19 protein-coding genes are annotated in these 22,952 nt (G+C 66.9%); 10 read left to right on the forward strand and 9 right to left on the reverse strand.

Annotation, left to right across the window (positions count from 1 at the left end; genetic code table 11):
- Positions 1–12 precede the first annotated feature (12 nt).
- Both VLK31_RS08835 and VLK31_RS08840 read right to left on the reverse strand, forming a co-directional pair.
- A complete protein-coding gene (locus tag VLK31_RS08835; RefSeq protein WP_409167997.1) occupies positions 13–1,014 on the reverse strand; it encodes a hypothetical protein in 1,002 nt (333 codons plus the stop codon).
- A gap of 78 nt (positions 1,015–1,092) precedes the next feature.
- Positions 1,093–1,782, reverse strand: a complete 690-nt coding sequence (locus VLK31_RS08840) for a hypothetical protein (RefSeq protein ID WP_409167998.1) — start codon at positions 1,780–1,782, stop codon at positions 1,093–1,095.
- Between the two features lie 383 nt (positions 1,783–2,165).
- Between VLK31_RS08840 and VLK31_RS08845 the strand changes: the two genes are divergently transcribed.
- The 4 genes from VLK31_RS08845 (at position 2,166) to VLK31_RS08860 (ending at position 7,518) form a co-directional block, all read left to right on the forward strand.
- Positions 2,166–2,960, forward strand: a complete 795-nt coding sequence (locus tag VLK31_RS08845) for a LuxR C-terminal-related transcriptional regulator (RefSeq protein ID WP_409167999.1) — start codon at positions 2,166–2,168, stop codon at positions 2,958–2,960.
- An 8-nt stretch (positions 2,961–2,968) separates the two neighbouring features.
- A complete protein-coding gene (locus tag VLK31_RS08850) occupies positions 2,969–3,946 on the forward strand; it encodes a sensor histidine kinase (RefSeq protein WP_409168000.1) in 978 nt (325 codons plus the stop codon).
- Positions 3,947–4,034: 88 nt separating this feature from the next.
- Complete coding sequence (locus tag VLK31_RS08855; protein ID WP_409168001.1) at positions 4,035–6,410, forward strand: Tex family protein; 2,376 nt, start codon at positions 4,035–4,037, stop codon at positions 6,408–6,410.
- Positions 6,411–6,444: 34 nt separating this feature from the next.
- The gene (locus VLK31_RS08860; protein WP_409168002.1) at positions 6,445–7,518 is read left to right on the forward strand and encodes a phospholipase; all 1,074 of its coding nucleotides are present in this window, start codon (positions 6,445–6,447) and stop codon (positions 7,516–7,518) included.
- A 64-nt stretch (positions 7,519–7,582) separates the two neighbouring features.
- Here VLK31_RS08860 and VLK31_RS08865 read toward each other — a convergent pair whose 3' ends face one another.
- Genes VLK31_RS08865 through VLK31_RS08885 form a run of 5 tightly spaced genes read right to left on the reverse strand, consistent with a single transcriptional unit; the run spans position 7,583 to position 14,117 of the window.
- Positions 7,583–7,975 (reverse strand): hypothetical protein, encoded by a 393-nt coding sequence (locus VLK31_RS08865; protein ID WP_409168003.1) that lies wholly within the window; start codon positions 7,973–7,975, stop codon positions 7,583–7,585.
- Positions 7,972–8,343 carry a RidA family protein gene (locus VLK31_RS08870; RefSeq protein ID WP_409168004.1) on the reverse strand — a complete coding sequence of 124 codons (372 nt, stop codon included), beginning with the start codon at positions 8,341–8,343 and terminating at the stop codon, positions 7,972–7,974. The genes VLK31_RS08865 and VLK31_RS08870 overlap by 4 nt, the downstream gene beginning before the upstream one ends.
- The gene (locus VLK31_RS08875; protein WP_409168005.1) at positions 8,340–9,845 is read right to left on the reverse strand and encodes an efflux transporter outer membrane subunit; all 1,506 of its coding nucleotides are present in this window, start codon (positions 9,843–9,845) and stop codon (positions 8,340–8,342) included. Before VLK31_RS08875 ends, VLK31_RS08870 begins: the two co-directional genes overlap by 4 nt.
- Before the next feature lie 20 nt (positions 9,846–9,865).
- A complete protein-coding gene (locus tag VLK31_RS08880) occupies positions 9,866–12,961 on the reverse strand; it encodes an efflux RND transporter permease subunit (RefSeq protein ID WP_409168006.1) in 3,096 nt (1,031 codons plus the stop codon).
- A complete protein-coding gene (locus VLK31_RS08885) occupies positions 12,954–14,117 on the reverse strand; it encodes an efflux RND transporter periplasmic adaptor subunit (protein WP_409168007.1) in 1,164 nt (387 codons plus the stop codon). The genes VLK31_RS08880 and VLK31_RS08885 overlap by 8 nt, the downstream gene beginning before the upstream one ends.
- Positions 14,118–14,328: 211 nt before the next feature.
- On the opposite strand from VLK31_RS08885, the gene VLK31_RS08890 reads away from it, so the two are divergent.
- On the forward strand, positions 14,329–15,024 hold the full coding sequence (locus tag VLK31_RS08890; protein WP_409168008.1) for a response regulator transcription factor: 696 nt from the start codon (positions 14,329–14,331) through the stop codon (positions 15,022–15,024).
- Positions 15,017–16,456 (forward strand): sensor histidine kinase, encoded by a 1,440-nt coding sequence (locus VLK31_RS08895; RefSeq protein ID WP_409168009.1) that lies wholly within the window; start codon positions 15,017–15,019, stop codon positions 16,454–16,456. The genes VLK31_RS08890 and VLK31_RS08895 overlap by 8 nt, the downstream gene beginning before the upstream one ends.
- Before the next feature lie 8 nt (positions 16,457–16,464).
- Here the strand turns inward: VLK31_RS08895 and VLK31_RS08900 are convergent, their stop codons facing one another.
- On the reverse strand, positions 16,465–16,896 hold the full coding sequence (locus VLK31_RS08900; RefSeq protein ID WP_409168010.1) for a hypothetical protein: 432 nt from the start codon (positions 16,894–16,896) through the stop codon (positions 16,465–16,467).
- Between the two features lie 12 nt (positions 16,897–16,908).
- Entirely contained in the window at positions 16,909–18,681 is a 1,773-nt protein-coding gene (locus VLK31_RS08905) for a S10 family serine carboxypeptidase-like protein (protein ID WP_409168011.1), read from the reverse strand.
- A 559-nt stretch (positions 18,682–19,240) separates the two neighbouring features.
- On the opposite strand from VLK31_RS08905, the gene VLK31_RS08910 reads away from it, so the two are divergent.
- From VLK31_RS08910 to VLK31_RS08925, 4 genes are all read left to right on the forward strand, one after another.
- Complete coding sequence (locus tag VLK31_RS08910) at positions 19,241–20,221, forward strand: tripartite tricarboxylate transporter substrate binding protein (protein WP_409168012.1); 981 nt, start codon at positions 19,241–19,243, stop codon at positions 20,219–20,221.
- Between the two features lie 56 nt (positions 20,222–20,277).
- Positions 20,278–20,763 (forward strand): DUF2165 family protein, encoded by a 486-nt coding sequence (locus tag VLK31_RS08915; protein ID WP_409168013.1) that lies wholly within the window; start codon positions 20,278–20,280, stop codon positions 20,761–20,763.
- 67 nt (positions 20,764–20,830) lie between these two features.
- Positions 20,831–21,130 carry a YciI family protein gene (locus tag VLK31_RS08920; RefSeq protein WP_409168014.1) on the forward strand — a complete coding sequence of 100 codons (300 nt, stop codon included), beginning with the start codon at positions 20,831–20,833 and terminating at the stop codon, positions 21,128–21,130.
- Positions 21,131–21,217: 87 nt separating this feature from the next.
- The gene (locus tag VLK31_RS08925) at positions 21,218–22,738 is read left to right on the forward strand and encodes a methyl-accepting chemotaxis protein (protein ID WP_409168015.1); all 1,521 of its coding nucleotides are present in this window, start codon (positions 21,218–21,220) and stop codon (positions 22,736–22,738) included.
- Positions 22,739–22,952 lie beyond the last annotated feature (214 nt).

Here is a 22,952-nt window from a genome sequence, read left to right on the forward strand (position 1 = left end):
GACTCCCGGCGTTCATTGCGGGTAGTCCGTCGACCGCGCCACGGCCGCGATGTCGCCCACCGGCTCGCCCAGCAGGCGTGCGGCACGGATGGCGGCCACGTCGGTCGGGTCGATGGCCGTCACCGTGGCGCTGGCCACGGGCACCACGTCGGCCCGCTCGGCCACCTGCGCGAAGGCCACCGCCTGCGCCGCGGCAGGAGCCGGCTTTGGCGCGGGGAGCGTTTCGGCGATGGGTGCGGGCGGTGCGGGCAACGGCGCCGTTGCAGGCGCCGGGGCGGGCAGGGCGAGCGGTGCGGATGGCGCGATGGCGGCGACCGGCTCGGCGACTTGCGCAGGTGCTGCAGGTGCAACCGGCGCCAACGCAGCCGCTGGCGCCAGGGGCGCAACAGGCGCCACCGGCATAGCGACCGCCACGGGCGCAACCGGTGCTGCCGCCAACGGGCGCGGCGGCGAAGGCGGCGCGCCGATCGACGAGGCCTGCGGACCGTAGGCGCCGGTGCGCTCGTCCGCCGTCATCGACTGCGGGCACTTGGTGCCGGTCATCTCCAGCGCCGCCTGGGCCGACGGGTCCATGCAGTCCATCGCCAGCGAGGCGGCCTTCATGCCCTTGTTCCAGAGCTCGCGGCTCATCTTCAGGCGCTTGCAGTGCTCGTCCGTCCAGGTGGTGCCAAAACTGATGCCCACACCCGGGCCGTTGGCGCTGGCGCTTGTGCTGCCCATGCAGGTGTCGTTGCTGGTGGTGAGGTTGGGGCCGTTGACCGACGGCACGTTTTTGATTGTGTAGCTGCCCTGGTAGTCCACCGTCTGGCTGGTGGCACCGGAACTGTTGACGTTCTGGGTGCTGGTCAGCGTGGAATTGACGGTGCCTGGGCTGGTGAATGTCACGGCTTGGTTGTTGCCCTGGGAGGTGGTAGCCGAGCTGGACGCACCGTTGTTCGCGCCGCCGTTGTTGGTCGTCTGCGCCATGACCGCCGCGGAAACTGTCAGCAGCGCAAAGAAAATCAGCTTCTTCATTTTTTGACTCCTTGGGTGACCGGGGAGGGGCGTGGGCCCCTCCCCATTTCGGGATCAACAACCGATGCGCGTACCGGTTCAGGGAGCCGATGCGGTTGCGCCGGCCATGGCGCCGCCGGTGGTGCCGCCACCGTTGCTGAACGTGCCGGCGTTGCCGAAGTGGAAGTTGCTCACGCCGGTGGAGCCGCCCGTAGAACCCGCGGTGGCCCCGGTGGTGGTGCCGTTGACAACGCCGTTGACCGCGCCCGACGAGGCGCTGTAGCCAGCCGTGGTGCCCGAGGTGCGCGTTACCACCGCCAAACCGCCGCCAGGGCCGGCTGCCGTTGCGGCCGTGTTGTTGGTCAGCGAGCCCGAAGCGCCGCCTGCGCTGCCGCTCACGCCGTTCGCGCCGCCGGCCGCATAGTGGGCATTGGCGGCCGAGGTGGCATTGGCGGAGGCGTTGGCGCCACCGACGGCCACGCCGTTGCCGGTGGTGCCGGCAATGCTGGTCACGCTGCCCTGGGTGGTGGCGGCGCCGTGTGCGGCTGCGCCGCCAATGGCAAAGCCCGGAACCGCGAACGCGCTGCCCGAGGCACCGGCGTTGGCCGACGAACTGGAGTTGGCCGCGTTGTAGCTGAGTGCACTGCCCGTACCGGAGCTGGCGGCGGTCGAGCCGGCAGAGCTGGACGAACCCGTCGTGGTGCTGGTGGCTGCCAGAGCCACGCTGCCCGTTGCCGAAGCAACGCTGCCGATCAGAACCACTGCAACGGCGATGAGAGTCTTCTTCATGATGCTTCCTCTATAGGTGTGTGAATCAAACCTGATCAACCGGACCATCCGGCCATCAGCTACTGGTCAGTGGCACGGAAAAAAATGCTTCCGTGACGACCGAGGTGCAGTTTCTGCGTGGCCCTACGAATGAAAAATGCCCCAGGCTGGGTAATGCGAGGCTATGGCGAAAGGTGTGTTTTGCACTGTTGCGCCCGGTCACAAGAAACCGCTTCCCCATGCGGTAGCAAAAGTAAAAACTACAACTTTCGATGGACATAACCTGCGAGTAGCAACAAGATGCAACCAAAGTAATCAAAAAAGTTGAAAGTCAAAATCTGAGTAGAAATAAATTAACTTTTGGTCACGAAGACGGTTGTTCTAGTTGTCACAAAGGGGTTGGAATGGAAAGCGAACTCGACATTGCGTTGACAGATGTGGGTCCCGGCGGGCGGAAATATTCCACCCCGGGTCAGTTCGGTGGGTTGCTCTCACCGTCCGCCGACACGCTGCCCTGGCCGGACTTTCTGACCGGTCAGCAAACCAAACCGGTGCGCGTTCTGCTGGTCGACGACGACCCCTTCGTGCGACGCGTCATTGCCCAGGAATTGCTGGGCGACCTGCGCATTCAGCTCGAAGGGCAGGCCGGTACCCTGCGCGAAGGCCGCCGCCTGCTGCTGCAGCATGAATTCGACGTGCTCATGGTGGACATTCGCCTGGGAGACGGCAGCGGCTTCGAGCTGATCGAAGAGGCCAAGCGCCACCGCAGCGCGGCCGAAATCATCGTCATCTCCGCCCTGGAAGACGAACCCCAGGTGCTGCATGCCTTCGAGCTTGGCGCCTCGGGTTACCTGGTGAAGAACGCGTGGTTCCAGAGCTATGCGCAGGCCGTGCTGCAGGTGGTCAATGGCGGGGCCGCCATCACGCCGCGGCTGGCGCGCCGCCTGCTCGTGCACCTTGACCACAAACGCACGAATGTCAACCCGGTGCGCCCGCCGGAGAGCAAGGCAACACTGTCGGCACGGGAGCGAGAAGTGTTGCGACTTGTAGCTACAGGGTACGTGACCGAAGAGATCGCGCTGCAGCTCACCATCAGTGCCCAGACGGTCAATGCGCACGTCAAGAACATCTACCGCAAGCTGCACGCCCACACCCGTGCGCAGGCGGTGAGCTTTGCGTCCCACCGCGGTCTTTTGTAGGCCATGTGATGTTCGCGCAGCAGGTCCTTTCCCTACCGCACTTTCTGGAAGACCAGTTCGTGTGGCTGTCGATCGGGGCCTGGGTGGTGCTGCTGTTCTGGCTGCGCCACCGCGCCTCGGGCCGCTGGGTGCTCGCATGGGCGGCCGTGGCCGGGGCGCTGCACCTCACGCCGGTGGCGGCGCAGGTGATCCGGGCCGGCTCGGCCGTCAACGTCATGTCGCATGACATGCCCACCACCTTCTGGACGCTGCAGGCGGTCAATGTGGTGGTGCTGGCCATGGTGGTGACCATTGGCTACCTCTCCTTGCGCCGCGTGGCCCATGGCCGGCAGACGGCGGCGGTGATGGCCGAGCGCCGCCGCATCGCCAACGACCTGCACGACGGCGTCGGCTCGCGGCTGGTGGCCTTGCTGGCCAGCCAGGACCCGAAGGCGTCTCGCTCCGACGGCCTGTCGATGGCGCTGCAGGCCTGCCTGCTGGAGCTGCAGATGACGGTCGACGACCTGGACGACCAGAGCAGCGCCACCGTCGTCGAGCGGCTGGGGCACCTGCGCTACCGCTTGCGGCCCGCGTTCGAGCGCATGGGCATTGCGCTGGACTGGAACATCGCCCCCGAGGCCCTGGGCTGCGTGGTGTCGCCGGAAACCGCCACCCAGGTCTGCCGGGTGGCTCAGGAGGCCATGTCGAATGCGCTGCGCCATTCCCGCGCGAGCCGGGTCGAGCTGCGCGTGAGCCCCCAGGACCGGGCGCGGGCCCTGGTGCTGGAGGTGCGCGACAACGGCCGCGGGCTGCTCACGCCCTCCGGCGCGCCCAACAGCCTGGGCAAGGGCCTGCGCAGCATGCGCGCGCGGGCCGACGCCATTGGCGGCGAACTGGCGGTGATGGACATCACGCCGAACGGCTTGTGCGTGCGGCTGGTGGTGCCGTGCGAAGCCTTGCCGCCCGAGCCGCAGAGCAAGCTGCCCGCCACCGAAAGCATGCTGTAACACCTGCGCAGGGCCGTAGGGGCAGGCTGGGCGGCGTGCGTGCGCGCCTATGGCAAACTTCCGCGCTTTGCCAGGGACGCGCTCAAGCATGCAGAAAATCATTCGCCAGCTCGCCGCCGAAATCAAGGTTGGCGAGCATCAGGTGAAGGCCGCCGTCGAACTGCTCGACGGGGGCGCCACGGTTCCATTCATCGCCCGCTACCGCAAGGAAGTGACCGACGGTCTCGACGACGTGCAGCTGCGCGAGCTGGAAGCCCGCCTTTCCTACCTGCGCGAGCTCGAAGACCGCCGCGTGGCGGTGCTCAAGGCCATCGACGAGCAGGGCAAGCTCACCCCCGAGCTGCGCGCGGCCATCGAGTTCGCGCCCACCAAGCAGGAACTCGAAGACCTGTACCTGCCGTTCAAGCAGAAGCGCCGCACCAAGGGCCAGATTGCCCGCGAATTCGGCATCGAGCCGCTGGCCGACAAGCTGCTGGCCGACCCCACGCTAGACCCCGCCGTGCAAGCCAAGGCCTTCCTGCAGCCCGCCACCACGCTGGACGACGGCAAGCCGGGCCCCGACTTTTCCACCGTGCCGGCCGTGCTGGACGGTGTGCGCGACATCCTCTCCGAGCGCTGGGCCGAAGACGCCGTGCTGGTGCAGGGCCTGCGCGAATGGCTCTGGAGCGAAGGCCTGCTCAAGTCCAGCCTGATGAGCGGCAAGGACGAGAACAACGCCGACATCGCCAAGTTTCGTGACTACTTTGCCTACGACGAGCCCATCGGGCGCGTGCCCTCGCACCGCGCTCTGGCCGTGTTCCGCGGCCGCGCGCTGGACATCCTGGACGCCAAGCTGGTGCTGCCGGTGGAGCCCGAGCCGGGCAAGCCCAGCATCGCCGAAGGCCGCATTGCGCTGCACCTGGGCTGGAGCCACGCGGCCCGCCCGGCCGACGACCTGCTGCGCAAGTGCGTGGCCTGGACCTGGCGCGTGAAGCTGGCGCTGTCGACCGAGCGCGACCTGTTCACCCGCCTGCGCGAAGACGCCGAAAAGGTCGCCATCAAGGTGTTTGCCGACAACCTGCGCGACCTGCTGCTGGCCGCACCCGCCGGCCCGCGCGTGGTGATGGGGCTCGACCCCGGCATTCGCACCGGCGTGAAAGTGGCCGTGGTCGATGCCACCGGCAAGCTGGTGGAGACCGCCACCGTGTTCCCGCACGAGCCGCGCAAGGACTGGGAAGGCTCGCTGCACACGCTGGGCAAGCTGTGCGCCAAGCACGGCGTGAACCTGATCGCCATCGGCAACGGCACCGCCAGCCGCGAAACCGACAAGCTGGCCGCCGAACTCATCAAGCTGCTCGAAAAGATGGCCGTGCAGGCCGGCGCGCCGGAAATGAAGGTAGAGAAGGTCGTGGTGAGCGAGGCTGGCGCGTCTGTGTACTCCGCCAGCGAATTCGCTTCGCAGGAAATGCCCGACGTGGACGTGAGCCTGCGCGGCGCCGCCTCCATTGCGCGCCGCCTGCAAGACCCGCTGGCCGAGCTGGTGAAGATCGACCCCAAGAGCATCGGCGTGGGCCAGTACCAGCACGACGTGAACCAGAGCGAGCTCGCGCGCACCCTGCAGACCGTGGTGGAAGACTGCGTGAACTCGGTGGGCGTGGACCTGAACACGGCCAGCGTGCCGCTGCTGTCGCGGGTGTCGGGCCTGTCGGGCAGCGTGGCCAAGGCCGTGGTGCGGTGGCGCGAAGCCAACGGCGCTTTTTCCACCCGCAAGCAGTTGCTGGACGTGACCGGCTTCGGCCCCAAGGCCTTCGAGCAGAGCGCGGGTTTCCTGCGCATCCGCGGCGGCGCCGACCCGCTGGACATCACCGGCGTGCACCCCGAAACCTATCCACTGGTCGAGCAGATCATCGTGAAGACCGGCAAGCCCATTGCCGAGCTGATGGGCCGCGCCGACATGCTCAAGACGCTGAAGCCCGAGCTGTTCGCCAACGAGAAGTTCGGCGTCATCACGGTCAAGGACATCCTGGGCGAGCTGGAAAAGCCCGGCCGCGACCCGCGCCCCGACTTCAAGGTGGCGCGCTTCAACGACGGCGTGGACGACATCAAGGACCTGGTCGAGGGAATGATCCTGGAGGGCACCGTGAGCAACGTGGCCCAGTTCGGCGCCTTCATCGACCTGGGCGTGCACCAGGACGGCCTGGTGCATGTGAGCCAGCTGAGCCACAAGTTCGTGACCGACGCGCGCGAAGTGGTGAAGACCGGCGACATCGTCAAGGTCAAGGTGATGGAAGTGGACGTGGCGCGCAAGCGCATCGGCCTGTCGATGAAGCTCGACGCCGCACCGGCCCGGCGCGACGGCCCGCGCGACAACCGCTTCGAAGGGGCAGGGCGCGGCCAGCAGCAACAAGGCCGCCGCGACAGCGCGCCGCAACCGGCGGGGCAGATGGCGAGTGCGTTTGCCAAGTTGCAGGGGTTGCGCAAATAGCCCGTGACGCACAAATCTTGATGAGCCAACTGGCATGAAAGCCCTGCGCATCTACGCCGGCCCCGCAGCCCGCAAGCACATCGAGCAGAACGGCCTGCGCCCGCAGGACGTGCGCACCATACCCGGTGCGGCCGGCGGCCCCAAGGGGCTGATCCTCGGGCCGCTCGACCGGTTCATCTTCGGGCGCTGGCTCACGCAGTCGCACCAGCCGGTGCACCTGGTGGGCGCGTCGATCGGCGCGTGGCGGCTGGCAACGGCCTGCCTCTTGGACCCCGACGCCGCCTTCGCGCACTTCGAGCACGCCTACGTGCACCAGCAGTTCGTTGTGCCGGCGGGCCAGAAGCGGCTCAGCGCGCGCCAGCTCAGCGCGCAGTTCGCGCAAAGCCTGGACGCGTTCTACGGCGGGCGCGTCGCCGAAGTGCTGAACCACCCGCGCTATCGCCTGCATGTGGTGACCTCGCGCGGGCGCCACATCCTGGGGCGCGAGGGCAGGGCGCGCACGCCGGTGGGCTACCTGGGCGCCTTCGCCACCAACAGCCTGCACCGCAAGAGCCTGGGCGCATGGCTGGAGCGCTGCGTGTTTTCCACGCCCGGTGCCGCGCTGCCCTTTGGCACGCGCGACCTGCGTACGCGACAGCATGCGCTGAGCGAGGCCAACTTCAACCTGGTGCTGCAGGCCTCGTGTTCCATTCCGTTTCTGCTGGAGGCGGTGCACGACATTCCGGGCGCGCCGCGCGGCGCCTACTGGGACGGCGGCATCACCGACTACCACCTGCACCTGGACTACCAGCCGGCCGACGACGGCATCGTGCTGTACCCGCACTTTCAGCAGGCGGTGGTGCCGGGCTGGCTCGACAAGGGGCTGCGCTGGCGCCACAAGGCGACCGGCTTTCTGGACCGCATGGTGGTGCTGGCGCCCGACAGCGGCTGGGTGCGCTCGCTGCCCAACGGCAAGCTGCCCGACCGCAAGGACTTCGTGCGTTTCGCCAACGACCCGCAGGCGCGCATCACGGCCTGGAGGCAGGCCACGCGCGAGGCGCAGCGGCTGTCCGACGAGTTCGAGGAATGGCTGGAGAAGGGCCAGCCGGTGAAAGTGCTGCCGCTCTAGCGGAACGCCGGGCCGTTTTCAGCGGGGCGCACGCTCTGCTTCATTGCCTCACTGCTTCACTGCTTCACTGCGTCGTGCGGCCTACCTCGGCGGGCAGCGCCAGGGTCACCTTGCAGTCGCGCAGGTTCACGTACACGGCATCGCCCACACGCAGTGGCACGCCCGCGGGCAGCCGCGAGGTGCCCAGCGAACGCGAGTGCACGCCGCCGTTGCGGTAGCGCACGACCGCGTAGGGCCTCGGGTTGCCGCTGCTGTCCGCGGCGCAGCCACAGTCCTGGTCGACCGTGGTCGCCAGCGCGTCCGCGCGCCCCACGGCCACGACCTGGGCGGCGTGCCAGCCGCCGGCACGGTCAGCGCGGTCAGAGCGGTCCACGTGGTCCAGTGAATGCGCGTCGAAAGACGCACAGCCTCCGAGCGCCAAGGCGCACAGCAGGGCAATGCGTCGCGCCGCAGTCATGCCGCCGCGCCCACGGCCGCAATGGCCTGGATCTCGACGCGGTACTCCGAGTCGATCAGCTTGGCGCCCACCGTCGCGCGCGCCGGCGTGTGGCCCGGCGGCACCCACTCGTCCCACACCGAGTTCATGGCCGCGTAGTCGCCCACGGTGCGCAGGTAGATGGTCACGCTCACCAGGTCTTTCTTGCTGGCGCCCTGGGTGGCGAGCATGTCGTCGATGTGGTGCAGGATCTCGCGCGTTTGTCCGGTGATGTCGAGCGACGGGTTCTCCGCCACCTGGCCCGACAGGTACAGCATGCGGGCGGTGCCCAGGTCGACGGTCACCATCTCGCTGAAGCGCGGGCCCATCTCGTGGCGAAGAATGTTCATGGCTTTGCGGGGGTCGATGCGGTGAAAGAAGAAGGCGATGAATCTGCAAGCTGCTGCGGTGCATTCCACCACCCGCCGCCCAGTGCCTGGAACAGGGCGGCCGCATCCGTCAGCCGCAGCGCGCGTGCCTGCACCAGGTTGAGCTGCGCCTGCTGCTGGGCCTGCTGCGCAATGCGCAGCGCGAGCGGGCTCGCATCGCCCAACCGCACCTGCGTGCGCGTGCGCATCAGGCTTTGCGAGGCGGTGCGCTCCGACTTCAATGCAGCCTGGAGCGTGCGGGTGTCGGCGTCGATGGCCTCGAGCGTGTTGGCCACGTCCTGAAACGCGCCGAGCACGGTGGCGCGGTACTGCGCGCCGGCCTGGTCGAACGCGGCGCGGGCCGCGGCCTCCTTGTGCTTCAACGCGCCGCCGTCGAACACCGGCTGCGCCACGCTGCCCGCCAGCGTCCAGAACAGCGACGACGACTTGAACAGCTGCGACAGCGTGTACGCGGAAGACCCGTAGTTCGCACCCAGCGTCACATTGGGCAGGCGCGCCGCCACCGCCACGCCAATGGCGGCGCTGGCGGCCTGCAACTGCGCCTCTGCCGCGCGCACGTCGGGCCGGTGCTCGACCAGCGTGGACGGCAGCGTCAGCGGCAGTTCGGTGGGGAGCTGCAGGGCATCGAGATCGAAGCGCGCCGCAACGCCTTCGCCCGGGTAGCGCCCCGCCAGCGTGGCCAGCAGGTTGCGCTGCTGGGCCAGTTGCTTGTCCAGCGGCGGCAGCGTGGCTTCTGTGGCGGCCAGCGAGGCCTCTTGCGCATCGACATCGGCCAGCGACACCTGGCCCAGCGCCTGCTGCTTGCGGTAGGCCTGCAGCACTTCTTTCTGGTCTGAAACGATGGCCAGCGTGGCGCTTTGCTGCGCGCGCAACGATGCCTCGGTGATGGCGGCGGCCACCACGTTGCTGCTCAGCGAGAGCCTGGCCGCCAGCGACTGAAAGCGCTGCTGCTCGCTTTGCGCCTGCGCGCCTTCGACCGTGCGGCGCGTGGCACCGAACACGTCGGGCGTGTAAGACACCGTCACCTGCGCGGTGTGCAGCGTGTACAGGTTGGCGTTCGACGCCACGGGGCTTGCCACCGCGCCGGCCACGCGCTGGCGTGTGGGCGTGTAGCCCACGGCCACGCTGGGCCAGAAGGCGGCGCGGTCGGCGGCCTCGTTCTCCTGCGCCACGCGCAGGGCGGCGTCGGCCGCTTCGATGTTCGGGTTGCCCGCCAGGCTCTGCACGACCAACGCGTTCAGCGGCTCCGAGCGAAAGGCCTGCCACCACTGCGCCGGCACATCGAGCTCGCTCGACATGCGCGACAAGGGCACGCCCTCGGCCTGCGTGGACACCGGCGGCGCGGCCGTGTACCCGGTGGGCAGGTTCAGCGCCGGCCGCGCATAGTCGGGCCCGACCGCGCAGCCGCCCAGCAGCAGGGCAATGCCTGCTGCCACCGGCGTTGCAAGGCTTGTTTTTTTCATGTGTGTTGTCTCCTGCCTGCTCAACGGTCGCGGCGGGAGCGCGCGCCCCAGCCCTTGCGCTCGAAGAAGCGTTCCATCGCGAAAAACAGCGTCGGCAAGATGAACAGCGTCAACAGCGTCGACACCACCAGCCCGCCGACCACCACCGTGGCCAGCCCGCGCTGCACGTCGGTGCCCACACCGGTGGCCAGTGCCGCGGGCAGCATGCCGACCGAGGCCACCGTGGCCGTCATCAGCACCGGGCGCAGCCGCTCGGCCGCGCCTTCGAGCACCGACTCCTGCAGCGGCAGCCCTTCGCCGCGCACGCGGCGGAAGTTGGCAACCATGATGATCCCGTTCTGTATCGACACGCCGAACAGCGCAATGAAGCCCACCGCCGTGGCCACGTTCAGGGTTTCGCCCGCCACGTGCACCGCAATCAGCCCGCCCAGCGTGGCCATCGGCACCACGCCCAGGATCAGCACCACCTGGCGGATCTTGCCGAACTGAAAGAACAGCAGCACCGCCATGATGCCCACCACGATGGCCAGCGAAATGCCCAGGCGCGACTGCGCGCGCTGCTGGTTCTCGAACTGGCCGGCCCACTGCAGGCGGAACTTGGCGGGGTCGAATTTCACTTCCTTGGCGATGCGCTCGCGCGCTTCGTCAAGGTAGGAGGCCAGGTCGCGGTCGCGGTTGTCCACGCGCACGGTGATCTGCCGCTCGTTCATCTCGTGCGAGATGGTGCTCTCACCGGTCTGCAGCCGAATGTCGGCCACCTGCGCAAGCGGCACCTTGGCGCCGCCGGAGCTGTTGAGCAGCAGCGCGCCTATGGCCTCGGTGTTGCCCTTGGCACTCTGCGGCATCTTCACCGACACGTTGTAGGTGCGGTTGCCCGCGTACACGGTAATGACGGGCGCGCCGCCAATGCCGGTCTGGATCAGGTTGGCCACGTCGTTCGCGGTCACGCCAAAGCGCGCCGCGGCCTCGCGGTTCAGCTCGATCACCACCTGCGGAATTGGCGGCTCCTGGAACAGCGACGCCGACGCCGTGCCGCGCACCGTGCCCAGCAGCTCGACGATCTGGTTGCCGATGCGCCGGCTCTCCTTCAGGTCGTCGCCGTAGATGCGCAGCACCAGCGGGCTGTGCGCGCCGCCCACGGCGTCGTTCACGCCATCGATGATCGGCTGGCTGATGCCCACGTCGAAGCCCGGCATGCGCGCAAAGCGCTCGGTCAGCGTGCGCACGAAGGCCGCCTTGTTCACGCCGGCCGGCCACTCGCTGTAGGGCTTCAGGCCCACGGGCACCTCCATGTGCGAAGGCGTCCAGGGGTCGGTGCCGTCGTCGTTGCGGCCCAGCTGCGTCACCACGTAGGACACCTCGGGGTACTCCAGCAGCACGTGGCGCATTTCGGTGGCCATCTCGCTGGCCTTGTCCAGCGACAGGCCAGAAGGCAACTGCACCTGCAGCCACAGCGCACCTTCGTCGATGTCGGGCAAAAATTCGCGCCCGGCCGTGGCACCCAGCACCACCACCGCGGCCAGCGCCAGTGCGCTCAGGCCGTAGGCAATGGCGGGCAGGTCCAGCAGTCTGGACAGCACGCGCCGGTAGGCGCCCGTGAGCCACACCAGCGGCTTGTTGACGAAGGGCTTGCTCGGCTTGCGCAGCGCCACGTAGGCCAGGCTGGGTATGAGCGTGAGCGCGCAGAGCAGGGCGCCCACCAGCGCATAGCCCACCGTGAAGGCCATCGGCTTGAACAGCTTGCCCTCGGCGCGCTCGAACGCGAAGAGCGGAAAGTACGCCGTGATGATGATCAGCGTGGCAAAGAAAATCGGCCCCGACACATGGCTCACGGTTTCAAGAATGTTGCCCTCGGTCAGCGTGGCCTCGGGCTCTTCTTCGCGCCGCCGCAGAATGGCCTCCATCACCACGATGGCCCCGTCCACGATGATGCCGAAGTCGATCGCGCCCAGCGAAAACAGGTTGGCCGGCATGCGCGTGAAGTGCATCACGATGAACACCGTGACCAGCGACATCGGAATGGCCACCGCAGCCACCACCGCGCTGCGCGGGCTGCCCAGAAAAAGAATGAGCACGAAGCACACCAGCGCCATGCCTTCGAGTACCGTGTGCGTCACCTTGTCGACCGTGAGCTTCACCAGGTCGTCGCGGTCGATGTAGGGCACGATCTTCACACCCATCGGCGCCAGCTCGGCCTGCAGTTCGTCGATTTTCTTGTGCACGCCTTCGAGCACGCGCGAGGGGTTTTCGTACTTCAGCATGAGCACGATGCCCTCGATGGTGTCCGGGTTGGTGTCCTTGCCCAAGATGCCGCCGCGCTCCTGGTGGCCGAACTGCAGCCGCCCCAGGTCGCGCACCATCACCGGCGAGCCACCGTTCTGCGCCACCACCACCGTGCCCAGGTCGTCCAGCGTGTGCACCTGGCCGATGCCGCGCACCACGTAGCTCTGGTCGCCGCGCGCAATGCGCCCGCCGCCCGCGTTGGCGCTGTTGGCGTTGATGGCCGTCACCACGTCGTTGAGCACCAGGCCGTACTTCTGCATGCGGGCCGGGTCCAGCTCCACCTGGAACTCCTTGGTGAAGCCGCCGAAGTTGTTGATGTCCACCACGCCCGCCACCTGCTTGAGCGCGGGAATCACCTTCCAGCGCTGCAGCTCCGACAGCTCCATGAGGTTCTTGGTGTCCGACTCCAGCGTGTACCGGTAGATTTCGCCCGCCGGCCCCGCCACCGGCCCCAGGCCCGGCTGCGCGCCAGAGGGCAGCGTGACCTGCCCGATGCGCTCGGTCACGCGCTGGCGCGCGAAGTAGTCGTCGGTGCCGTCCTTGAAGCTCAGGTTGATGAGCGACAGCCCGAAGGTGCTGCTCGAGCGAATCGTCGCCAGCCCCGGCGTGTTGCTCAGCGCGCGCTCCAGCGGCGTGGTGATCTGCTGCTCGATTTCTTCGGCGGCCAGGCCGTTGACCTGGGTGGTGACCTGCACCGTGACGTCGCCCAGGTCGGGGTACGCCTCCACCGTCATCTGCGTCCACGACCAGGCGCCGAACAGCACCAGCGCAATCGACATCGCCCAGGCCAGGTGCCTGCGACGAAAGAACTGGGTGATGATGAGATTAATCATTCAGCAGCACACCACCACGCACCACCACGCGCTCGCCCGCGGCCAGGCCACTGCGAATGCGCACGCTGTCGCCGTCTTCGCGGCCCAGCTCGACCTTGCGGCGCACGAAGGTCCACGGCTCGGCCTCCACGAACACGCTCACGCTGTCGTTGTTCATGAGCAGGGCCGACGCCGGCACCTGTGCCTGCGCCGCCTGCGGCACGCCCAGCACGGCGGTGGCGTACATGTTGGGCTTGAACAGGCCCTCGGGGTTGGCGAACACGATGCGCGCGCGGGCGCGGCGCGTGTCCGCATCGAGCACCGCGCTCACAAAGCCCACCTTGCCGCTGAAGCTGCGCCCCGGGTAGGCCGCCAGCGTGACCACCGCGTTCTGCCCCGGCGCCACAGCGCCCACCACGTTCTCTGGCACGTTCACCGTGACCCACACGGCGTCGAGGTTCGACACCGTCATGAGCACCGCGTTGGCATCGTTCAGGTTGGCGCCCGCGGCGGCGGTCAGCGCGGTCACGGTGCCGTTCACGGGTGCGACGATCTTCAGCACCTGGCCGGCTTGCCCGGTCTGGCCGCCACCGGCGTCCGCCCCCAGGCTGCGCAGGCGCGCCTCGCTGCGACGCAGTTCGGCGCTCTGCTGCGCCACGCTGCTCTGGGCCGCTTCCACATCCTTGGCGGCGTTGGAGCCGGCCTCGTTCACGCCGCGCGCACGCACCAGCGCGCGCTGCGCCAGATCGAGCGCGTCATGCGCCTTCTGCGCGTCGGACACGGCCTGCGCGAGGTCGGGCGAACTCATGGTGGCCAGCACCTGACCGCGCTTCACGGTGTCGCCCAGGCGCACCTTCAGTTCGATGAGCTTGCCCGTCAGCGGCGGCAGGATGTTGACCGTGTTGGCCGGGTTGGCCTCTACCGTGGCGGGCAGGCTGACCTGGTGCGGCGCGTTCTGCTCGCCGACCGTGGCCACCAGCAGCCGCTCGCGCAGCGGTGAGCCGGCGGGCACGCTCAGGCGGTTGCCCTGGCGCACGAGCATCGGGGCCGGAGCAGCGGCCACCGTGGTGGCGGCATGGGCCGTGTTGTCGAACGAGTCGACGCACAGGGCCGCGCAGGTCAGCACCCCGAAAAAGATGCGGGCGTTGGTGACTTGGTACAGGGATTTCTTCTTCATCTGGTGCGTACCGCTCGGGCATCGTTCGAGCGGGCGCGCCGCGCACGGAACCCCGTCCCATGCCCTCGATTCGCTCCCGCTTCCTGCGCACGAGGGTAAGAAAAACCGGCTGAAGAAGCCCTCAAGAAATCCTGAAGATTTCTTCAGACTTCGCGCCAGCGCTCCAGAAACACGGGCCACAGGTCAGGAAGGCCCGGCATGATGCGCACCCATGAGAATCCTGTTGATCGAAGACGACCGCAAGGCCGCCCGGCTGCTCGCACGCGGGCTGCAGGAGGAGGGCTTCATCGTCGACGTGGTGCACACCGCGGAGGAGGGCGACGAAGAAGCCTTCGTGATGGCCTACGACCTGATCGTGCTCGACTGGATGCTGCCCGGCAAGGACGGCCTCACGCTGTGCCGCGACCTGCGCGCGCGCGGCTGCAAGACGCCCGTGCTGATGCTCACCGCGCGCGACGGCCTGGGCGACCGCGTGGCCGGCCTGAACACCGGTGCCGACGACTACCTCACCAAACCCTTTGCCTTCGACGAACTGCTGGCGCGCGTGCGCGCCTTGCTGCGGCGCTCCGAAATCATGCGGCCCGTGGTGCTGTCGCTGGCCGACCTGAGCCTGGACCCGATGAGCCAGCGCGTGCTGCGCGGCGGCCAGGTGCTGGAGCTGACGCACAAGGAGTTCGCCATCCTGCAGATACTGCTGCGCCACGTGGGCGAGGTGGTGAGCCGCTCGCGCCTGGCCGAGCAGGTGTGGAAGGACGACCTGATTGCCATCGACAACCTGATCGACGTGCACATCAGCAACCTGCGCCGCAAGGTGGACGCACCACCGGCCGTGCCGCTGATCCAGACCGTGCGCGGGCGGGGCTTCAGGCTGGCGCTGGCCGACGACGCAGCGGCCACGCATGCTTAGTTTTCGCAAGCGGCTGGCGCTGGCCCATGTGAGCGTGATCGTGGTGGTGATGGCCATTGCGGCCTTTGGCTCGTACCTGGTGTTCTCGGCCAACGTGCACCGCGAGCTGGACGCCGCGTTGCTGGCACTGGCCGAAACCGAAATGGGCATGCTGCTGTCGGCCGGCGACGGCGACACGGTGATCGTGCACGAGGCCCCGCCGGGCCCCGGTGCCCCTTCTTTCGTGCGGCTCGACCGGCTGGTGCAGATCGTCGATGCCGACGGGCACGTGCTGGCGCGCAGCGCCAACCTGGGCGAGGCGCAGTTGCCCATACCGCAGGTGCTGCGCGAGCAGCTTGCCGCGGGCGAAACGGTGTTCGAAACGCTGAACGGCTTTGGCGAGGAGCCCACGCGCATGGTGTCGGTGCCCGTGCCCGGGCGCAGCTCACGGCTGGCGGTGCAGGTGGCCGGCTCGCTGGACGACGTGAACCGCACGGTGGCCATGGCGAGCGTGCTGTTTCTCATCCTTGGCGGGGCGCTGTTGCTGGCCTTGGGCGCGGCGGGCGCGCTGATCACGCGGCGTGCCTTCGGCGCCATCGACGACGTGGTGCAGCAGGCCCACCGCATCGGAGACGCGAACCTGGGCGAGCGGCTGCCGCACCCGGGCACCAACGACGAAATCGGTCGGCTGGTGGACACGCTGAACGCGATGCTGGCGCGCATCGAGCACGGCATGGAGGCGCAGCGGCGCTTCACGTCCGATGCGTCGCACGAGCTGCGCTCGCCGTTGTCGCGGCTGCGCACCGAGCTTGAACTTGCACTGCGCAGGCCGCGTGAGCCGGCGGCTTATGTGGACACGCTGCATTCGTCGCTCGAAGAGGTGGAGTCGCTCACGCTGCTGGTCGAAGAGCTGCTGGTGCTGGCCCGGCTGGACGCGGGGCAGGAGCGCGATGCGGCCGAAACGGTGTCGCTCAATGTGCTGGCCGAAGAGGCGGTGCGGCGCGTGGAGCCGATGGCCCGCGAGCGTCGGCTGGAGCTGGTGCTGGAGCCCGCGCCGCCCGTGGCCGCGCGTGTGGCACGCGGTGCGGCGAGCCTGGCGTTGGCCAACTTGCTGGACAACGCACTCAAGTTTTCGCCGCCCGGCACCACGGTGCGCGTGGGCCTGCGCGCGGAGCCGGAAACGAACGAGGCGGTGCTCAGCGTGTCGGACCGAGGGCCTGGCATTCGCGGAGACGAACTGCCGCACCTGTTCAAGCGCTTCTACCGGGGCGCTACCGCGCGTTCTGACGAAAAAACGCCAGGCCTGGGGTTGGGCCTGGCGTTGTCGCAAGCCGTGGTGCATGCCCACGGCGGGCGGATCGAGGCGGCGAACGAAGTGGGCGGCGGGGCCCGTTTCGACATGCGCCTGCCGCTGGCGTCAAGCAGCGCGCGCCCGGCGGCACGGCTTGCCTGACGGGCGCTTCACCTGTTGGTGCTGCCGTTGCTGTCGGTGTTCTGGCCGCTCGATTTGGCCGCGGCCTTCTGACCCATGATGCGCTGCGGCGTGCGCTCCGACATGAAGCGCAGCACATCGTCGAGCCTCACGTAGCCGCTGCCGGCGCGGTCGATGTCGCTGAAATGGTCGCTCACGAAACCCCAGCCGGCCGCCTTGGCCTGCTGCTGAGACAGCGTGCCGTTGGCGTCGCCGCCCGTGGCGGCGGTGAACCGCTCGGCGGTGCGGCTTTCGACGTCGCGCTGCACGGAGTGTTCGGTCTGCTTTGGCGGCTGCACCCAGCCCGCGGGCGGCGGCGGGGGCCGGGGCAGGTCGTCGTTGGCGTGCGCGGCCCCCATGCCGAGCAACAAAACCAGGGTGGCCAGGGCGGTGGTGGTGATCCAGAAAGATGCGTTCTTCATGACTGTCCTTGCTTATTGGAGCTGGAGCGCGGCGCCGTTCAGGGCGTCCTGCGCCGGAAGGGCGTAGTAGTCATTGAGCGTCTGCTTGAGCGGCGCCCGTGAGGACTCGGTGTTGTAGATCATGTGCCCGCCCTCGAACCATTTGACGGGAATGCGGCTGCCCAGGTTCACGCCTTGCAGGTCGAGCTCGGACTGGAAGCCCGGCGTGGCCACGTCCTCGTAGCCGTGCAGGATCAGCATCTTGCTGTCGGGGTTGGCGGTCAGCACCGACTGGATGTCGGTGATGCTTTGCGGGTAATAAAACTGGCTTCCGGCACGCATCCATTTCCAGTATTGAATTGTTTCGTTGTTCAAGGGCTGATAGGCCGATTTACTCTTGTAATTGACGAAATCCGGAAAATAACTCTGCACCTGATTCAGAAATGCGACGTTGATGTAATCGTCCGCCGCAAAGCTGTTGCCGTTCGGAACCTTCATGCGCGCGTCGTAGCGGCCAAGTTCATAGCCTGGCACCAATGTGGTTCGGAAGTCGGCGGCGTCGTAATTGAAACTGTCCTGCCAGGTTGCCGCCGAAATTCCGGTATAGGCCGCTATCTGGTTCAATACCGACTGGCCCTGTGTTCCAGAGGCATAGGCGTTCCAATTGTTGTTGGCCACCCCGTAGTCGGTGTGGTTGAAATAGGTGTTCTGCGTGTTCCTGTAGGTCGTTTTGGCCAGCGTGCGCAGTTCGGCAAGGTATTGGTCCTGCGTTTTATTTACCCTCTTTGTCGATTTTTGAAAATAATCCGCAGCCATTGAATAAGACGGGATGTAGCCCTCGCAAGAGGCTTTCGGGTTCATGTTGCAATTGGAGTTGTAGTCGACCAATGGCGAATTCAGAATGAACCCGGCCAGCACCTTGGCCGGCTTGCCGGACGGGTCCGGCGCGTAGCCGCTGGTTCCGGCCTGCTCCAGCAGGTTGGCCACGATGGGGGTGCGAATGCCACCATAGGACTCCCCATACAGGTACTTCGGCGAGCTCTGGCGGTTGTACTTGTTGATGTAGCTGACGATGAAGTCCGCCACCACCTGGGCATCGGCGTCGGTGCCCCACAGGTCCCGGTTGCGCAGCGGCGAGACGGCCGTCGACAGGCCCGTGCCGGGCGGGTCGACAAAAACGATGTCCGACTGGTCGAGCAGCGAAATCGCGTTGTCCTCGAACGGAAAACTGTCGGGCTGCTGCGTGTCGTCCACCATGTTGGGCGCGTCGGATTTCAGCCGCTTGGGGCCCCATGAACCCATGTGCAGCCAGATGGACGCCGAGCCGGGCCCGCCGTTCCAAAGGAAGGTGACGGGGCGGTTTTCCTTTGGCAGGGCATCACGCGTATACGACGTGTAGAAGATGGCCGCTTGCGCCTTGCGGGGCGTGCCCGCGCGGTAGGTCACAAGGTGCCCGGAGCGCGCCACATAGGGCAGGACCTGGCCGTCGATGGTAATGGTGTGCTGCTTGACGGATGAATCCTCGCCGACCAGCGACAGCGCAATCGAGCCGTTGCGCGACGTGTCGTAGGTATTGGGATCGTCCAGCACCTTGTCCGCCGGGGCGACTGTTGCGAACACCTGGGCTTCGGTTTGCGCAACCGCCGCTGCCGGTGCCACCGGTGCCACGGCGGCCTTTTCCGCAGCAGGCCCGCCACTGGCGGACGGCGCGAGCGAGGAGGCCCCGTCACCTCCGCCTCCACAGGCCACCAAGGCTGCGGCGGCCAATGCCGTGAATGCAGCGCGACTCCAATTTCGACGATTCATGAATGCAATCTCCTTTGAGTACATAAAAAGGATGCCGCACTGTGGCGTGCGTCATCCGCTCTTGAACCGGGTCGCTGACATGCCCTCCGGGGTACGGCGGCCGCGCGACCGGCTCATGCTGGCGCTTGGGGTGCAAGCGCCAGATTTCGGTGACTCTTTCAGATTTCCCCGACGTCTTTGAGTTGAAAGACGCCCTCGATAGGCAATTTGATTTAAATAATCGGCAGAGATGAGTATTTTTTAATTAACCCATTTCCCCGTGGACTGCTGGAAGCACTGAATCAAACTGAATTATTTTTCGACCTCGAATGAATTAACCGGTTCTGCCTACATTCATTGAAATTAGTTCTTTCTGATATTCCAATGACCAATAAATCGGCTGGTGCGAATCTATTTTTCAGGGGCTGACTTCTGCCTGACTCGAATTTGAATTAATTGAATTGCGGGTGCGCTCTTCTTGGCCGTACAGCAGACGGGCAAACCCTGACCGCCCACCCCTCGCCGCGATTCGAGAATGGCGCGGTCCATTCCGCAAAAAACAAAGAGGGTTTTCCGCCACATGTCTCACGCCACGCTGTCTCGCCGCCGCTTCACGATCGCCACCGCCGCCGCAAGCCTCGCCTTGCCCTCCCTCGCGCAGACCGCATGGCCCGGCAAGCCGATTCGCATCGTCGTGCCCTACACGCCGGGCGGGTTCACCGACCAGATGGCGCGGCTGGTGCAGATCGGGCTGCAGAGCCGGCTCGGGCAGCCCGTGCTCATCGACAACAAGCCCGGCGCCAACAGCCTGATTGGCGTGGACGCCATCGCCAAGGCCGCGCCCGACGGCAGCACCTTCGGCGTTGTCATTGCGGCCTACGCGGCCAACACCACGCTCTACCCCAAGCTGCCCTACGACCCGCGCAAGGACCTCGCCGGCGTGTCGCTGATGGGGGTGTCTCCGCTGCTGGCCGCGGTGAATGTCGACGCGCCTTTCAAGACCGCGCGAGACCTCATCGACTACGCGCGCGCCAACCCCGGCAAGGTGAGCTTTGGCTCGTCGGGCAACGGCTCGGCCGCGCACCTCACCACCGAGCTGTGGAAGTCGCTCACGCAGACATACATGATCCACATCCCCTACCGGGGCGCCGTGCCCGCGCTGACCGACCTGATGGGCGGGCAGATTCAGCTGTTTCTGGACGCGCCCACCGGCCTCATCAACCAGGCCAAGGCCGGCAAGGTGCGCCTCATTGGCGTGGCGGGCGACAAGCGGCTGGCAGCCGCGCCAGACGTGCCCACCTTCATCGAGCAAGGCTTCGCGGGCTTCACCGGCAGCACTTGGGCCGGCATGCTGGCGCCGGCGGCCACGCCGCGCGACATCGTTCAGCGCATGTCGCAGGAGGTGGCGCGCATCGTGAAGAGCGACGAAACCCGCGCCAAGCTCGACGCCATGGGCACCATTCCCGTGGGCAGCACGCCGGAAGAGTTCGACGCCTTCATCACCGCCGAGACGGCCAAGTGGGGCAAAGTCATTCGCACGGCGGGGGTGAAGGCGGAGTAGGGTGGTCGGCGGTCAAATATCAAAGTAAAGTCTTTGATATTTAAACCGCAGGCCCCATGAACCTTTCCACCTCTCTCTGGCTGTTTCAAGCCGTCCATGCGATCGGCTTTGCCGTATGGCTGTCGATTGCGGCCATCAACAACTGCCGCTGCTTCGCGGCCTCTGCCGCGGCGGTGGGTGGCACGATGTCCATGGCGCTGCTGCGCACCGCGCCCGCGGTGGAAACGCCGCTTCTTGCACGCGCCATTGCGTCGACTGCCGTGCACCGCGCGGCCTTGTTGATGGTGCTGGCGCTGCAGATTGCCGCGGCGCTCGCATGCTGGGTGGGGAGCTTCGAGCTGTTCTTTGGTGCGGGTCTGGCCGGCGCTCGGCCCTGGCTCAACATGGCGCTGAGCGCGTTCGCCGCGTTCCTGTTTGCCATGCACGTCGGCGGCATCTGGTTTGCCTACTGGATACGGCAGGAGACGTTGCAGCTCACGCACCTGTCGCTGCTGATGTGGGTGATGGCGGCGTTCTTTCTGTTCAACCTGCGGTGGCAATAGCCGTCAGAACAGATTGCATGGCTGACACGATTGGCACGATTGGCATGGGGGCTGCTGGGCAAGACGCATGAAGCACTTCATCGTCGAGATCAGCTACCTCGTGCCCCTGGACCGCGTGCAGCAATCCGTGCCCGCCCACCGCGCCTACCTTCAACTCGGCTACGACGCCGGCCTGCTGCTGTGTTCCGGGCCCAAGCTGCCCGCCACCGGTGGTTTCATGCTGGCGCGCGCCGCTTCGCTGGAGGCGCTGCAGGCCTTCTTTGCCGAAGACCCGTTCAGCACAGAGCAAATCGCCAGCTTCAAGTTCAGCGAGTTCAACCCGGTGAAGCGCCAAGGCTGGGCCGAGGCCTGGTTCAGCGAAGCCTGAGGGCGCAGGCGAACCTGCCGGGCTCAAGATTCCGGCGGCGCTGCCGATAAGCACAAGTACCTCACTTCTTGCCATCGACCGCCGTCCATGAAGCTCCGAACCCGAATCCTCCTCCTGTGCACCGCCGCCTTGCTCGGCATGGTGGTCTTGGCATCTGTCTCGCTGTCGACGTTGCGCCAATCGATGATGAAGGAGCGCACCGCGCAGCTTTCCACGTTGGTGGTGCTGGCCAATGCATCGCTCGAACGCCTGTACGAACAGGAAAAGGCCGGCGAGCTCACGCGCGAGCAGGCGCAGAAAGAGGCCAAGAAACTCATCGGCAGCCTGCGCAAGGACGAGCTGTACTTCTTTGTTCGCGGCTACACCAACGACGTGAACTACGTGCACCCGAACCCCAAGCGCGTGGGCATCGTGGACGCCAAGGGCGGCAAGGAAGCCGGCGAGCGTTACCGCGCCGCGCTGGCGGGCCAGACCGTGGCCACGGTCATTGCCTACGGCACCCGCCCCGGCGCCAAGCAGGAGGTGCAGAAGCTCTACGCCATCGTCAAATTCGAGCCCTGGGACTGGATCGTCGGTTTCGGCGACTACATCGACGACATCGACACCGCCTTCTGGCGCAACACGGTCATCCTGCTGGCCCTTGGCGGTGCGCTGATGGTGGTGGTGGGCGCCATGGCCTGGTCGATGGCGCGCAACCTGTACCGCCAGCTGGGTGGCGAGCCCGACTACGCCGCCGAGGTGGTGCGCCGCATTGGCGCGGGCTACCTGGCCGTGCAGGTGCGGCTGCAACCGGGCGACACCGCCAGCCTGCTGCACGCGATGCAGCAGATGCAGCAAAGCCTGGCCGGCACGGTGAGCGAAATTCGCGGTTCCACCGACACCATTGCCACCGCAAGCGGCCAGATTGCATCGGGCAACCTGGACCTGTCTTCGCGCACTGAAGAGCAAGCCAGCTCACTGGAGCAGACCGCCGCGTCGATGGAAGAACTGACCTCCACCGTGAAGCAGAACGCGGACAACGCGCGCCAGGCGAATCAGCTGGCGGTGTCGGCGTCGGAGGTGGCGGTGCGCGGGGGCAACGTGGTCGGGCAGGTGGTGGACACGATGGGGTCGATCAATGCGTCGTCGAAGAAGATCGTGGACATCATCGGCGTGATCGACGGCATTGCGTTCCAGACCAACATCCTGGCGCTGAACGCGGCGGTGGAGGCGGCACGCGCGGGCGAGCAGGGCCGTGGTTTTGCGGTGGTGGCGTCGGAGGTGCGCAACCTGGCGCAGCGATCGGCGGGGGCGGCCAAGGAGATCAAGCTGTTGATCGACGACTCGGTGGACAAGGTGGGTGCGGGCAGCGACCAGGTGGCGGAGGCGGGCCGCACGATGGAAGAGATAGTGGCGAGCGTGCGTCGCGTGACCGACATCATGGGCGAGATCATGGCCGCGAGCCAGGAGCAGACCTCAGGCATCGAGCAGATCAACCAGGCCATTTCGCAGATGGACCAGGCCACGCAGCAGAACGCGGCGTTGGTGGAAGAGGCTGCGGCTGCGGCTGGGTCGTTGCAGGAGCAGGCAGGGAGCCTGGTTCAGGCTGTGAGCGTGTTCAAGGTCTGAGGGCTTTTGTCTTGGGTCGGGTCGTTCAGGGCGGGTGCACAGGCCGCCGGGTACTCCCCTCCGCGAATGTCCCCCGGCCTGCGGCCTCCTCCTTTATTTCGCTGCGGGGAGCACCCGACGCCCTGTGCACTGGGGCACGATCGTTGTGATCCGCTGATCGACCAGAGCTCTGATAACGCTCAGGCCGATGGGGTGCCTTGCGCAGCGAAATAAA

Origin of the sequence: Variovorax sp. H27-G14 (genome assembly GCF_046156345.1) — a bacterium.
In the GTDB taxonomy this organism is placed as follows: Bacteria; Pseudomonadota; Gammaproteobacteria; order Burkholderiales; family Burkholderiaceae_C; genus Variovorax.